Source organism: Nocardia sp. Marseille-Q1738 (assembly GCF_965283145.1).
Genome location: NZ_CBDIMS010000001.1, coordinates 894,532 through 907,445, shown reverse-complemented (window position 1 = coordinate 907,445; position 12,914 = coordinate 894,532). Strand labels below are relative to the sequence as shown.

Annotated in this window: 12 protein-coding genes; 6 read left to right on the top strand and 6 right to left on the bottom strand. The window is 68.4% G+C overall.

The genetic code is table 11. From position 1 onward, the window contains the following. Positions 1 to 45: 45 nt before the first annotated feature. From ACWPXK_RS04050 to ACWPXK_RS04035, 4 genes are all read left to right on the top strand, one after another. Positions 46 to 1,821, top strand: a complete 1,776-nt coding sequence (locus ACWPXK_RS04050) for a hydroxysqualene dehydroxylase (protein ID WP_454194638.1) — start codon at positions 46 to 48, stop codon at positions 1,819 to 1,821. Between the two features lie 80 nt (positions 1,822 to 1,901). Continuing rightward, a complete protein-coding gene (locus ACWPXK_RS04045) occupies positions 1,902 to 2,543 on the top strand; it encodes a pyridoxamine 5'-phosphate oxidase family protein (RefSeq protein WP_454194637.1) in 642 nt (213 codons plus the stop codon). A 67-nt stretch (positions 2,544 to 2,610) separates the two neighbouring features. Continuing rightward, positions 2,611 to 3,849, top strand: a complete 1,239-nt coding sequence (locus ACWPXK_RS04040; protein ID WP_454194636.1) for a MurT ligase domain-containing protein — start codon at positions 2,611 to 2,613, stop codon at positions 3,847 to 3,849. Positions 3,850 to 4,040: 191 nt separating this feature from the next. Then, positions 4,041 to 4,751, top strand: coding sequence for a type 1 glutamine amidotransferase (locus tag ACWPXK_RS04035; protein ID WP_454194635.1), 711 nt, complete (start codon positions 4,041 to 4,043; stop codon positions 4,749 to 4,751). 133 nt (positions 4,752 to 4,884) lie between these two features. Here ACWPXK_RS04035 and ACWPXK_RS04030 read toward each other — a convergent pair whose 3' ends face one another. The 3 genes from ACWPXK_RS04030 to ACWPXK_RS04020 all read right to left on the bottom strand — a co-directional run bounded on the left by ACWPXK_RS04030 (position 4,885) and on the right by ACWPXK_RS04020 (position 9,285). Next, positions 4,885 to 5,406, bottom strand: coding sequence for a hypothetical protein (locus tag ACWPXK_RS04030; RefSeq protein ID WP_454194634.1), 522 nt, complete (start codon positions 5,404 to 5,406; stop codon positions 4,885 to 4,887). 181 nt (positions 5,407 to 5,587) lie between these two features. After that, positions 5,588 to 6,514, bottom strand: coding sequence for a transglutaminase family protein (locus tag ACWPXK_RS04025; protein ID WP_454194633.1), 927 nt, complete (start codon positions 6,512 to 6,514; stop codon positions 5,588 to 5,590). Further along, positions 6,511 to 9,285, bottom strand: a complete 2,775-nt coding sequence (locus ACWPXK_RS04020) for a circularly permuted type 2 ATP-grasp protein (protein ID WP_454194632.1) — start codon at positions 9,283 to 9,285, stop codon at positions 6,511 to 6,513. The genes ACWPXK_RS04025 and ACWPXK_RS04020 overlap by 4 nt, the downstream gene beginning before the upstream one ends. Before the next feature lie 411 nt (positions 9,286 to 9,696). Here ACWPXK_RS04020 and ACWPXK_RS04015 point away from each other — a divergent pair, with 411 nt between their 5' ends. Next, entirely contained in the window at positions 9,697 to 10,341 is a 645-nt protein-coding gene (locus ACWPXK_RS04015; RefSeq protein ID WP_454194631.1) for a hypothetical protein, read from the top strand. A gap of 44 nt (positions 10,342 to 10,385) precedes the next feature. Here the strand turns inward: ACWPXK_RS04015 and ACWPXK_RS04010 are convergent, their stop codons facing one another. From ACWPXK_RS04010 to ACWPXK_RS04000, 3 genes are all read right to left on the bottom strand, one after another. Next, positions 10,386 to 11,003, bottom strand: a complete 618-nt coding sequence (locus ACWPXK_RS04010) for a LysE family translocator (protein ID WP_454194630.1) — start codon at positions 11,001 to 11,003, stop codon at positions 10,386 to 10,388. Between the two features lie 71 nt (positions 11,004 to 11,074). After that, complete coding sequence (recR, locus tag ACWPXK_RS04005; RefSeq protein ID WP_195129485.1) at positions 11,075 to 11,683, bottom strand: recombination mediator RecR; 609 nt, start codon at positions 11,681 to 11,683, stop codon at positions 11,075 to 11,077. Positions 11,684 to 11,696: 13 nt separating this feature from the next. Continuing rightward, entirely contained in the window at positions 11,697 to 12,029 is a 333-nt protein-coding gene (locus tag ACWPXK_RS04000) for a YbaB/EbfC family nucleoid-associated protein (RefSeq protein WP_067477672.1), read from the bottom strand. Positions 12,030 to 12,222: 193 nt separating this feature from the next. Here ACWPXK_RS04000 and ACWPXK_RS03995 point away from each other — a divergent pair, with 193 nt between their 5' ends. Beyond that, positions 12,223 to 12,912, top strand: a complete 690-nt coding sequence (locus ACWPXK_RS03995) for a hypothetical protein (protein ID WP_454194629.1) — start codon at positions 12,223 to 12,225, stop codon at positions 12,910 to 12,912. Positions 12,913 to 12,914 lie beyond the last annotated feature (2 nt).

Sequence of the window (12,914 nt, the reverse complement as noted above, 5' to 3'; positions counted from 1 at the left end):
CCCGAGCGTGGAAGTTGGTCCCGAGGCTAGACAGCAGATCGGCGCATGGCAGAACATCGGTGGACCGTCTCGCGGAGAGCACTGCTTCGTGGCACGGTTGCGGCAGGGGTGGCAACGGCGGGGGGACTGACGGCGGGTGCGCTGAAACCGGCGCCGGTAGCGGCGAGTCCGGGCGGTCCGCGGGTCGCGGTACTCGGTGGCGGTGTCGCCGGTTTGACCGCGGCGCATGAGCTGGCCGAACGTGGATTCCGGGTCACCATCTACGAAAGACGCGCGTGGGGCGGCAAAGCCCGCAGCGTCGGCGTGCCGGGAACCGGAGCTGGGGGACGGCCGGACCTCCCCGGGGAACACGGGTTTCGCTTCTTCCCCGGCTTCTATCAACACGTGCCGGACACCATGCGCCGAATCCCGTTCCCGGGTAACTCGAATGGCGTCTGGGACAACCTGGTCGCGGTGCCGGAGGCGCGCTTCGCCCGCCGCGGTGGCGACGACTTCCGCGTGCCGCTCGGTCCGCGCGCACGGTCCGGGTTCACCCCGGACGGCTTCCGGGAGACGCTCGGCGCTGCGCTGGCGACCGGGCTGAAAATGCCTCCCCGGGAAGGGATCTACTTCGCCGAACGCTTGCTGGTCTTCAATTCCAGCTGCGATGCCCGCCGCCTCGGGCAGTGGGAGCACACTTCCTGGCACGACTTCGTCGGCGGCCACGCGCGCTCACACGAGTTCCGTGCGCTGCTGTCCCGCACACTGACCAGCATCATGGTCGCCGCGAAGGAAAATGCGGCGAGCGTGCGCACCATCGGCACCATGGGCGAGCAGTTCCTCGGCAATCCCCTCGAGATCGGCAACGACGGCGGGCTGGACCGCGTGCTGAACGGCCCGACCAACGCGGTCTGGATCGACCCGTGGATGCGGCGGATCCGTGAGTTGGGCGCGGAATTCGTGCTCGGCACCGAAGTGCGCGGACTCCAGGTGCGAGACCGCAGGATCACCGCTGCCAGCGCGGTGGACGAAACCGGCGCCGAGCGCACCATCGAGGCCGATTACTTCGTCGTCGCGCTGCCCGCCGAGCAGGCCCGCACGCTGTGGTCACCGCAGGTGCTGGCGGTGCGGCCGGAATTGGCCGGGATGGACCGGTTGGTCACCGACTGGATGAACGGCATCCAGTTCTACCTGCGCCGACCGGCCGACATCTCGCGCGGCCACACCGCCTACGTCGACGCGCCGTGGTCGCTCACCTCGATCAGCCAGAATCAGCTGTGGCGCCACAAGCTCAGCGAATTCGGCGACGGCAGCGTGCAGGACTGCCTGTCGGTGGACATCTCCGACTGGAACACCCCCGGCATGCTGTTCGGCAAACCGGCCAAGGAGTGCACGCACGAGGAGATCGCTCGCGAGGCATGGGCCCAGATCAAGGCCCACCTCGACGATCGCGGTGAGGTGCTGCGCGACGCCGACCTGCATTCCTGGTTCCTCGACCCGGGCATCAGCTGGCAGGAGGGACAGCGGCGCAACGCCAACGCCGACCCGCTGCTGATCAACACGGCCGGTTCGTGGGAGTATCGGCCCGCCCCGCACGGCGCGCTGGAAAACCTGTTCCTGGCAGGCGATTACGTGCGCACGAACGTCGATCTGGCGACCATGGAGGGCGCCAACGAATCCGCGCGCGCCGCGGTGAATGCGCTACTGGACGTGGCCGGTTCGAACGCAGAGCGCTGCCGGATGTTCACGCTGTACCGGGCGCCGGAACTGGAGCCGTTGCGCAGTATCGACGCCGATCGCTACGCGGCCGGGCAGCGGAACATGTTCGACGTGCCGGTCTGATCCCGGCCGGGCGATCGATCTGAGCACACCCGAAGGGAATTCGATCGCCACACGGTCCCGGGCGATGCTTGAATCGAAGTATGCGCGAAAGCACCGTCCCGAACGAGATCACCGACCCGGCGGACCTGCGGCAGTTGCTCGGCGAAGTGATGCCGCGTGCCGCCACCAAGGAGCGGGTCGCCCTGCACGCACGGGACCGGGAGTGGATCGCGACCTCCCCGTTCCTGGTGATGAGCACCAGCGACGCGGACGGCAACTGCGACGCCTCGCCGAAGGGCGATCCGGCTGGGTTCGTGCGCGTGCTCGACGACACGACGCTCGCCATCCCGGAGCGTCCCGGCAACCGGCGCGCCGACGGCTACCTCAATATCCTGGCCAACCCGCACGTCGGCCTGCTGTTCCTGATTCCGGGCCGCCGCGAGACATTGCGGATCAACGGGCGAGCCCGGCTGGTGCGTGACGCGCCCTACTTCGACGACATGGTGGTGCGCGGCCATCGCCCGATCCTCGCCGTCGAGGTGGACATCGAGCAGATCTTCTTCCACTGCGCCAAGGCGTTCCTGCGCAGCCATCTGTGGGAGCCGCAGCAGTGGCCGCAGGACACCCTGCCGAGCGCTGCCTGCCTGGTCAAAGAGGTGCAGAGGGACATCACCGAGACGGTGGAGCAGCTGGAGCGCTACTACGCGCCGGAGAACTACGAGGCGAAGCTCTACCGCGACTGAGGCGGGTGGCCCACGCCCCTGGAGACCGCGCCGCGCCCGGATCGCGGGGCGAACATAGACTCGCGACGTGGCAGACATATCGGTGCGCGGGCGGCTCGCGCTGGCGGCGGCGGCCGCGGCGTCTTGGGCTTCGCAGAAGGCGGGTCGCGGCAAGGGTTCGATGATCGGCGGCCTGATCGCGTTGAAGATCGATCCGACGGTCATGGACCAGCTCGGACGGCAGCGGCGCACCGTGCTGGTGACCGGCACCAACGGCAAGTCCACCACCACCAGGATGACCACCGCCGCACTCAGCACGCTCGGCCAGGTCGCGACGCAGGCCGACGGCGCCAACATGGACGCGGGCATCGTCGCCGCGCTCAACGCCCACCGGCGCGCTCCGCTGGCCGCGATCGAGGTGGACGAACTGCATCTGCCGCACGTCACCGACTCGCTCAACCCCTCGGCGGTGGTCCTGCTGAACCTCAGCCGCGACCAGCTCGACCGGGTCGGCGAGATCAACATGATCGAGCGCAAGCTGCGCGCGGGGCTGGCGAAGCACCCGGCCACCGTGGTGATCGCGAACTGCGACGACGTGCTGGTCACCTCGATCGCCTACGACCACCCCAATGTGGTGTGGGTGGCCGCGGGCAGCGGCTGGGCGATGGACGCGACCAGCTGCCCGCGCAGCGGTGAGCCGATCATCTGGGAGGGTGCGCACTGGCGCAGCACCGGTGCTGATTTCCAACGCCCCGAACCGGATTGGTGGCTGGACGGAGACGATCTGATCGGCCGGGACGGCGCGCGTTTCCCGTTGCGGCTCGCACTGCCGGGGCGGGCGAATCGCGGCAATGCCGCACAGGCGGTGGCCGCCGCCGTCGCGCTGGGCGCCGACGCCGCGCAGGCGGTGGCGGCCGCCGGGACGGTTCGCGAGATCGCGGGTCGCTACCGCACCGTGCAGGTCGGCGAGCACGACGCCCGTCTGCTGCTGGCGAAGAACCCGGCCGGGTGGCAGGAGGCGCTGTCGATGATCGAACCGACCTCGGCGGGCCTGGTGATCGCGGTGAACGGTCAGGTGCCCGACGGCGAAGACCTCTCCTGGCTGTGGGATGTACGGTTCGAGCACTTCGAAGGCGTGCAGGTGGTCGCGGCGGGCGAACGCGCCACCGACCTCGCGGTACGGCTGACCTACGCCGGTGTCGCGCACACCACGGTGCCGGACCCGGTGCGTGCCATCGCGTCGTGCCCGGCGGGCCACGTCGAAGTGCTGGCGAACTACACCGCGTTCCGTGATCTCAACCGCGACCTCGAGCAGCGGACGGCATGAGCGTGACCATGAAGGGCTTCGCGCATGCCAGAGAGGACACGGCATGAGCGGTCAGGCCCGGAGGCGGCAGCGAAGCGTGACCACGGAGGGCTCCGCACATGCCAGAGAGGACACGGCATGAGCGGTCAGGCCCGGAGGCGGCAGCGAAGCGTGACCATGGAGGGTTCCGCGCATGCCAGAGAGGACAGAGTATGAGTGAATCGACCATCCGGATCGGCCTGGTTCTGCCGGACGTAATGGGTACCTACGGCGACGGTGGCAACGCGCTCGTGCTGCGTCAGCGGCTGCGTATGCGCGGCTACGACGCCGAGATCGTCGATATCACGCTGCCCGACCCGGTGCCCGATTCGCTGGACATCTACACCCTCGGCGGCGCGGAGGACTCCGCGCAGCGGCTGGCCACCCGGCACCTGCAGCGCTACCCCGGCTTGCAGCGGGCGTCCGCGAAAGGCGCTCCGGTGCTGGCGATCTGCGCGGCCATCCAGGTGCTCGGCCAGTGGTACGAGACCTCGGCGGGCGAGCGGGTGGACGGCGTCGGCCTGATCGACGTCACCACATCGCCGCAGCACAAGCGCGCCATCGGCGAGGTGACGACCACACCGCTGCTCGACGGGCTCACCGCGGCGCTCACCGGCTTCGAAAACCACCGCGGTGGCACCAAGCTCGGCGGCGACGCGACCGGACTGGCCCGCGTCTCCCGCGGTGTCGGCAACGGTGTCGGAGACGGGCTGGAGGGCGTCGTCCAGGATTCGGTGATCGGCACCTACATGCACGGCCCCGTACTGGCCCGCAACCCCGAACTCGCCGACCTGTTGCTGATGCGCGCCCTTGGCGTCACCGAACTGGCCCCACTCGACCTCCCCGAGGTCGACCAGCTCCGCCGCGAGCGCCTGCGCGCCTGAACGAAAGCTCGATCTGTCGACCGGTGGCCGCAGAAGTCCAGAGCGGCGGTGTCGAAGAGTTGTCGGCTGCCCGCGTAAGCGCGGCGCAGTCAATTTCTCCGGGCCGGAATGGTCGTCGGTTCAACCGCGAGTCTCAGTTGTCGGTTCGCCACAAGATCCACTCGGGGTTCATCGACCAATACCCCAGTCGTCCACCGAGGGTCTCGCCGACATCGCTCATGGTGTCGTCGTCGATCTTGCCGAGCGCGGACACCGACACGACGTGCACCTGCCAGCGGTCGTGCCCGGCCGGGCCGAGGTTGACGCAGACCGAAGGGCGCATGCCTGCCGCTTCGAGCTTGTCCCAGGCCCGGCCCAATTCGTCGATGGTCGGACGGTTGTTCACCCACTCGACCGATTCCAGGCCACCGATCAGCAAGTGCCATCTGACCGGTGCGTTGAGCTCGCAGACCCACGGGCCGCCCTCGACCTCGGGCACATCGATGCCGTACACCTCCGGGTGCCACCGCCGTGGTTCGGTGGTCCACGGCCGCAGGATCAGCCACAGCGCATCCGGGAGACCTTCCGCCCGGATCCGCTCCACCAGCTTGCGCAGGTCCTCGTGTGATACGTCCGGCCGGAATGCGAGCTGGTCTGCCGCCCACGTGTCGGTCATGTGCTTGTTCATTTCGTCCCCATTCCGGCGTCAGTTCCCCGAAAATTCCGGCTGGAACCGCGGCGCCACCGGACGGTCGGCTACGGGCTACCTACGATGCTTCCACAGTTCGCGCCGCGCGCACGCCGAGAGCTGAGCGTGTGACCGGCCAGACAGCGGGCCACGGCCGTGCGCACGGTGATCACCCGTCGACCTCGGAAACGTCGACGGACACGGTGATGGCGCTGTCTTTCGCGTCGGTGTAGATGATGCCGCGCAGCGGAGGTACGTCGGCGTAGTCGCGGCCCCATGCCACGGTGACGTACCGCTCGTCGCCGAACTGGTCGTTGGTGGGATCGAAGTCGATCCAGTGGCCGGTGCGGTCGTGTTCGCCGGTGCCGGGCAGCCACACGGCCGCCCAGGCGTGGGTGGCGTCGGCGCCGACCATCCGCTCCTTGCCCGTCCACGGTGCGCTGACCGGGGGCGGATCGGTGGCCAGATAACCGGACACGTACCTGGCGGCGAGACCGTGCGACCGCAGGCAGGCGCAGGCGAGCCGCGCGAAGTCCTGGCAGACGCCGGCGCGGGCGGCGAACACGTCGGCGACCTTGCTCGACACGGTCGTGGCGCCGGACATGTAAGTGAAATCGGTGAAGATGCGGGTGTTCAATTCGGCCACCGCGTCCAGCAGCGGCCGGCCCGGCCGGAGGGACTCGGCCGCGTACGCGACGATCTCCGGAGTGATCTCCCGCGGGTGCAGGTCGAGGGCGAACTCCGTGGCGAGCGGTCCGTTCGCACTGGTCGGACGCGCTACCTCCCACAGCTGCGCGGTGTCGGCCGGATCGCGAACGGGCGCGTCGACCTCGACCAGCGACGCACCGGTGACGGCGAGGACGCGATGCTGCGCGGTGACGTGGAAAAAGGAGGCGACGTTGCCGTACACGTCCCCGCCGACCGACCGGTCCGACGGCGTCGGGTCGATGTGGATGTCGTGTGTCAGTAGCCGTTGGCCAGGCAAATCGCGCGGCGTCAGAAACGCGCGTCCATAGGAGCTGATGACCTCCCCGGAATACGAGTACGTAGTGCGGTGCTCCACCCGATAGCGCCGGGCCGCGCCCCCGGCGATCATCCGACAACCTGCGCGCTACCCCATAGTGGCTGCATGCCGACCGGCAGCGACAGTGTGGTGGTCTCGAACGATTCGGACAGCTTGCGCAACCGCACGTGCACCCCCTCCAGCAGCTCGGCCAATTCGGTCCGCCGATCGTCCGTGTCGGTGACTTCCAGGTCGTCGGGGTCCAAGCGCCGCAGCATGCGTTGCGCATCCGCCAGTAGCCGCCGCGGGCGCGACGATCGCGCCGCGCCGGGCAGCGCGCGGAAATCGGCATCGAGGCGGTCCAGTTGATACGCCAGCGATCGCGGGTTGCCGGTGTCGAACAGCAGCAGCGCGGCGACGGCGGCGATCCGCACCGAATCCCGGTGCCTACGGCGATAACTCACCGACGACTCCGTGACGCGCAGCACCCATTCGGTGACCTCGCGTTCGGTCTCCTCCGGATACTCCTGGATCAGCGCGGCCGACAGCAGTGCGGTCAGCGTGAGTCCGCGCTCGATGCGCTTGCCGATGTCCATCACGTACCAGCCGGGTTCACGTACCAGCGACTCGGCGTCGATGCCGGACAATGCGAGCAGACCGGCCAGGGTCAGCGAATGCACCTGCGAGAGCTCCGCCTCCTCGTCACCCGCCGTTCCGCGATAGTCGGCCAGTGCTCGGTCGACCGCGCCGAGAATCATCCAGGTGTCCACCGATAGCTGGTCGCGCACGGCTCGCGCCGCGATGCCGTACCGGTCGATCGCGAAAGCCAGCGACCCGGGCTGCTCCCGGTCTATCGTCAGCGCGACGAGGTAGTCGTGTCCCGCGCGCGAGGCCGAACCCTGCTGCGCAGCAAGGTCTTGCTCCTCTGGACCGAACAGGCCGTCGGTCGGTGCGGCCGTGGTGGTGGTCCGGCCGACGGCGGCCAAGAGGACCGGCAGCGCGTCCGCGCCTTCCAGCCAGGGACGGTAGCGGAACTCCTGATAGCGATCATGGGTGGCGATCAGCAGGCGCGCGGTGGCCTCGGCGCGCTCGCCGTAGCGGCCCATCCAGAACAGATCGTTGAGTACACGCGGGGAACTGATCGATTCCACAACCGGGACGGTGGGCCGTTCGCGTTCCTCACGAAGCGGCTCGGTGCCGACCGCGGCGGCGGTCGTCGGCGCGGCACGCACCCAGATGTCTTTGGCGGCCACCTTGGTCACGACGCCGTCGGGCACCATGCGCTCACGCACTTGGCCGAGACCACCGGACATCACGGTGTAGCCGCCACGCCGGGCCAGCGAGAACAGCCGCATACCGACCGGAGCCGCGGCGAGTCCACCATGCTCCCGCACGGCCGGCGCGACGGAGAACTGCGCCGGTTCCTGACCGACCCACTGCCATCCGCATGCGTCGATCCTGGCGATCAAGTCGTCCCGCTGATCCCGGCTCAGTTCGGGTCCGAACAGCGTGGCGCCGTCGACCGCCGAGCGGATGATCAACGTCTCCAGATTCGCGAGCAGGTGTGCGCGCTCCCGGTCGTCGCCACCCCAATACGACGGCGCGCTCTCCAGCAGCAGGTCCTCCCCCAGCAGCGGGCGCGAGAGCCGAGGCAGGAACCCGGCCAGCGCCGGATTCTCCAGCAGCCCGCTGCCCAGTGTGTTCACCACGGTCACCGCCCCGCGCCGCAGCACTTCGACCAGTCCCACGACACCGAGCCGGGAATCCGGGCGCAGGTCGAGCGGATCGGAGAACTCGGCGTCCACCCGCCGCAGCACCACGTCCACCCGCTTCAGCGTGCCCAGCGACCGCATCCACAGCGCCCCGTCGCGCACCACCAGATCCGCGCTTTCCACCAGCGGAAAGCCCAGCGTCGAGGCGAGATACGCCTGATCGAACGCGGTCTCGGAGTGCACGCCGGGGCTGAGCACCACGATCACCGGCTCGTCGTCGTCGGCCTGCGCCGACTCGATCAGCATCGCCCGCATCGCCCTGGCGAAAGGGGTCAGCGGCCGGGGATTGGCGTGCTCGAACGACTCCGGGATCGCCGTCGCCACCACCCTGCGATCGGCCAGCGCGTATCCGGCGCCCGACGGCACCTGCGCCCGGTCGGCGATCACCCGGAATCGGCCGTCGCCCCAACGGCTGAGGTCGCAGGCATGCAGGAACAGCTGATGCCGCCCCGGCACGGTGATGCCGTGCGCGGCTCGCACGTAACCGCGGTTGCCGAACACGACTTCCGGTGCGAGCAGTCCCGAGCTGAGCGTCCTGCGCGGGCCGTAGATGTCGGTGAGTACCTCGTCGAGTAATCGGGAACGCTGTTCCAGGCCCGCCTCCAGCCGGCTCCAGTCGTCCGCGGAGACCAGCAGGGGGATCGGGTCGAGGCGCCACGGGCTCGGTGCCGCGCTTTCGGCCGACGCACCGGCCTCGAAATAGGTGATGCCGTCGTCATCGACCAGCCTGCGCACCCGGCTGTCCAGCCGATCGAGTCCGTCGCTGCCGAGGTCGACGAAATCGGCCGACAACTCCCGCCACATCGGCCGCACTTTGCCCTCGGCATCGACCAATTCGTCGTAGTAACTCGCGGTGGGCCTACCGCATTCGTCGTACGCGGCGGTGCCGGCACCTTCGGCGCGGTAGCGCGCGAACTGCTCGCGCGCATTCGCACCGGTCGCCGTCTCTCGCGGCTCATCGCGCACCGCCACCGCGCCGACCTCACTTCCGCCATCAAGGATGCTAAACAGTCGCCGGAAACCCTCGAGCATTTCGATCAGACGTGCAGCGAGCGTGTCCGACGGACTGGAATCGGTGGATCGTGCTGCCATTTTCGCACGTAACAGCTCTAGAGATCGAGCGAGTTGGGAACGATACCCGTCACAAAGAAAAAGTTGCGACATGATTGCTGAATGATCGAGAAAGTGCGGCAACACACGCGACAATGGTCCTACCGCACCCAGTGCGGCGCCAATATCACCGAATGACAACTCCGGTCTCTCCAGGAGGTCACATGGGCACAACAAGTTGTTCATCCTGCGACTCGGCGTTCGACCACTGCCACGGAACCTTGATCGTGCATGCGGGCCGGATCTCCGAATGCACCGACGAGATGTGCATTGATCCCGCCCACGCTCGACACGCCTTCGTCATCGATTGCGGCGATCTCGCGGGCGGCTGCCGGTGCACCGAAGGCGACGGGACCCGTCGGCGGGTTTTCGCGGTTCCGTACCCTGGCCGAGGTGAGCTATGACCACGTGTTGCTGCCTTCCGGTGTCGCGTCGTCGATCGCGCAGGTCGACGCCTACCTGAGCACCCAGCAAGGCATCCCCGAGGCGGGGGTGGTCGCGCAGATCGCGGCCGAGCTCAACAGACGCAACGCGGAGCTACCCGAAGAGGACAGCTTTCTCAGCACTGTCCCGGTGGGCGGCGCCGCGACCGGCGCGGCGCTGTACGTATCTTGCCCGTATGACGCGATCGGCTTCGTGCGCCACCTGCTGTTCGAACTCGCGACACCACTGAACTACGCCGTCTACGACCCGCAGCTGGCCTGGCTGATCGATCCCGCCGGGCACATCGCGGCCACCGTCACCCACGGCGGCGCGGGCGAGTTCCCGTACCTCACCAAAGCACTCGCCGAGCAGTGGGTTCCCGAGCTGAGCCCGCCGAACCCGTACCTCGTCGTGGAGCGCGGCGAGCAGTTCTATATCCAGACCTACCGCGAGAACACCGGGGTCTACACCCTCGAATACCGGGACGGCTCCCCCGACAAGCACTTCGGCACCACCGTCGCCGATCCCGCCACCGTAGCCGCCGTCATCTGGGACTGGGCCAACGACAACCGGGCTCGCTTCCCCAGCCTCCCCTGGTCCCGCGTCGAACTCTGAACCGCCCACCGCCGCGCGCTTCCCGGCTCCGAGCGGAAGTCCGCTCACTGGTTCTGGGTGGCGAGACGGCCTGCGAGGGCGACGAATGAAGCGCCGAAGGCCCGGCGCATCCAAGTCACCACGGCGGGGCGCGAGATGACCCGGTCGCGCACCGCGGCCGCGCAGGCGCCGTAGATCGCGAACACCACGAAGGTGGCGAGCATGAAAATGCCGCTCAGTTCCAGCATGCGCGCCAACGCGTTCGGCGCGCCGCTGGGCACGAACTGGGGCAGGAACGCGAAGAAGAAGACGGTCAGCTTGGGGTTGAGGATGTTGAGCAGCACCGCTGAGGTGATCACTTTGCGCGCCGACGGTGCGGCGTGCTCGGCCCGCTCCGGGACCGCGAGCGCGCCCTTGTCCCGGAACGTGTTCCATGCCATGTACAGCAGGTAGGCGACGCCGAGGTATTTCAGCGTCTGGAACGCGACCGCGCTGGCATTGAGGACCGCGGCCAAGCCGGTGATCGCCGCGATCATGTGCGGAACGATGCCGAGCGTGCAGCCGAAGGCCGCGATCACACTGGCCCTGGTGCCTCGGGACAGACCGGCCGCGAGTGTGAACAGCACACCGGTACCGGGGGTGGCGACGATGACGAGCGTCGTCAGCACGAATTCGATGCTCATCCCCGACACAGTAACCCACGCTCGCCGCGGCGCAATCCCCTTAGCGCGCAAATGTGTTGTCGCAAGCAGGGCTACAGCGCGCGCCGCCCCGACAGCGCGCGACCGAGGGTCAGCTCGTCGGCGAACTCCAGATCGCCGCCCATCGGAAGGCCCGAAGCCAGTCGGGTCACGCTCAGGCCGGGAAAGTCGCGCAGCATCCGGACCAGATAGGTGGCGGTGGCCTCGCCCTCGGTGTTCGGATCGGTCGCGATGATCACCTCGGTGACGTCGACACCGTCCTCCTGATTCGCGATGCGCGCCAGCAACTCCCGGATCCGCAGCTGATCGGGGCCCACACCGCTGAGCGGATCGAGCGCGCCGCCGAGCACGTGGTAGCGGCCGCGGAACTCCCTGGTGCGCTCGATCGCCTGTACGTCCTTGGGCTCTTCGACCACGCAGATCATGGTGCGGTCCCGCCGCGGGTCGGCGCAGATGCGGCACAGCTCACCGTCGGAGACCGTCCCGCAGACCACGCAGAACCGCACGCCGTCGCGCACCTTCTGCAGGGCGGCCTGCAACCGATCGATCTCCGGCGGCTCCACCTGGAGCAGATGAAAGGCGATGCGCTGGGCGCTCTTCGGACCGACGCCGGGCAGCTTGCCCAACTCGTCGATCAGATCCTGAACCGGACCCTCGTACAACTGCTACCTCGGCTCAGAAACCTGGCAGCGAACCGCCGCCGAAACCCCCGGACAACGGCCCGAGCCGTTCCGCGGCAAGGCGCTGCGCGTTCGCCATCGCGTCGTTGACCGCGCCGATCACCAGGTCCTGCAAGGTCTCGATGTCGTCGGGGTCGACGGCCTTCGGGTCGATGGTCAGCGACACCACCTCACCGGTCGCCTTGATGGTGACCTTGACCAGCCCACCGCCCGCCGCGCCATCCACTTCGCTCGCCGCGATCTCGGCTTGGGCTTCCATCACCGCCTGCTGCATCTGCTGCGCCTGGGCGAGTAACTGTTGCATATCGAACTGACCACCTGGCTGCACGGGAGGGTCCTCTCTGGAGAAGGTGTCATCGGCCAGCCTAGTCCTGCCGCACCGGATGTCCGGCGCGGCCCGATCGGTCCGAGGTGTTCGAAGCAGTGCCGGTAACAGGTTGGGTAGTTCCCATGGAGAGAGATCAGGCTCGCCCTACCATCGAACTGGGTCGGCGACCGATGCGGAATATCTGGAGACAACGATGAGGGCATACCGTTTCCTGCCCAGCGTGGTGCTCGCGCTGGGCCTCCCCAGCATCTTTCTCGGCGCTGCCACCCCCATTGCATTCGCCGATACCACCCCAGCTGCGTCCGCCGACGCCGATCCAGCTGCGTCCGCCGACGCCGATCCAGCTGCGTCCGCCGACGCCGATCCAGCTGCGTCCTCCGACGCCGAGGTCATCGAAACGGAGGTCGTCGTCCCGGCCGTAGCCGACTACGGCGGTGGCTGCGTTCTCTACCCGGACGACAAGGCGGCGACCCTGGATTCGCTACGGTTCCGCTGCTCACCGGTACAGCAGGACGCCATCTTCCGTGACGCACCGCTCGGCGCGGTCCCGATGGGCGTGAAGGCCGGCTGGGTGACCCGCCCGCCGATCATGCAGTCTCTCGCGCCCCCGTTCTGGATCGGCAAGACCTTCTACACCGGACCGGACGGCGGTTACCTGATGAACCGTCTCACCGGTGCCGGCATCGAAGGCTGGCGTGCCGACGTCTATGCCGCGCCCGCTTTGACCGACGGTGGCCCCACCTGGGCACTCAACTACACACCGTCGCCAACGCCGCAGGTGTACGACGAAATCCGCGAGGTCACCCCGGGCGTTTGGTTCGGCTACTCCTGGTGGCGCGGCGCCTTCCAGACCACCCTGCTGCTGACCTTCGCCCTCGCCTGACC

What these genes read in the sequence shown, in the direction of transcription:
- ACWPXK_RS04050 (WP_454194638.1), top strand. Translation starts at nt 46, where the DNA reads ATGGCAGAACATCGGTGGACCGTCTCGCGGAGAGCACTGCTTCGTGGC.
- ACWPXK_RS04045 (WP_454194637.1), top strand. Translation starts at nt 1,902, where the DNA reads ATGCGCGAAAGCACCGTCCCGAACGAGATCACCGACCCGGCGGACCTG.
- ACWPXK_RS04035 (WP_454194635.1), top strand. Translation starts at nt 4,041, where the DNA reads ATGAGTGAATCGACCATCCGGATCGGCCTGGTTCTGCCGGACGTAATG.
- ACWPXK_RS04030 (WP_454194634.1), bottom strand. Translation starts at nt 5,406, where the DNA reads ATGACCGACACGTGGGCGGCAGACCAGCTCGCATTCCGGCCGGACGTA.
- ACWPXK_RS04025 (WP_454194633.1), bottom strand. Translation starts at nt 6,514, where the DNA reads ATGATCGCCGGGGGCGCGGCCCGGCGCTATCGGGTGGAGCACCGCACT.
- ACWPXK_RS04020 (WP_454194632.1), bottom strand. Translation starts at nt 9,285, where the DNA reads ATGGCAGCACGATCCACCGATTCCAGTCCGTCGGACACGCTCGCTGCA.
- ACWPXK_RS04010 (WP_454194630.1), bottom strand. Translation starts at nt 11,003, where the DNA reads ATGAGCATCGAATTCGTGCTGACGACGCTCGTCATCGTCGCCACCCCC.
- ACWPXK_RS03995 (WP_454194629.1), top strand. Translation starts at nt 12,223, where the DNA reads ATGAGGGCATACCGTTTCCTGCCCAGCGTGGTGCTCGCGCTGGGCCTC.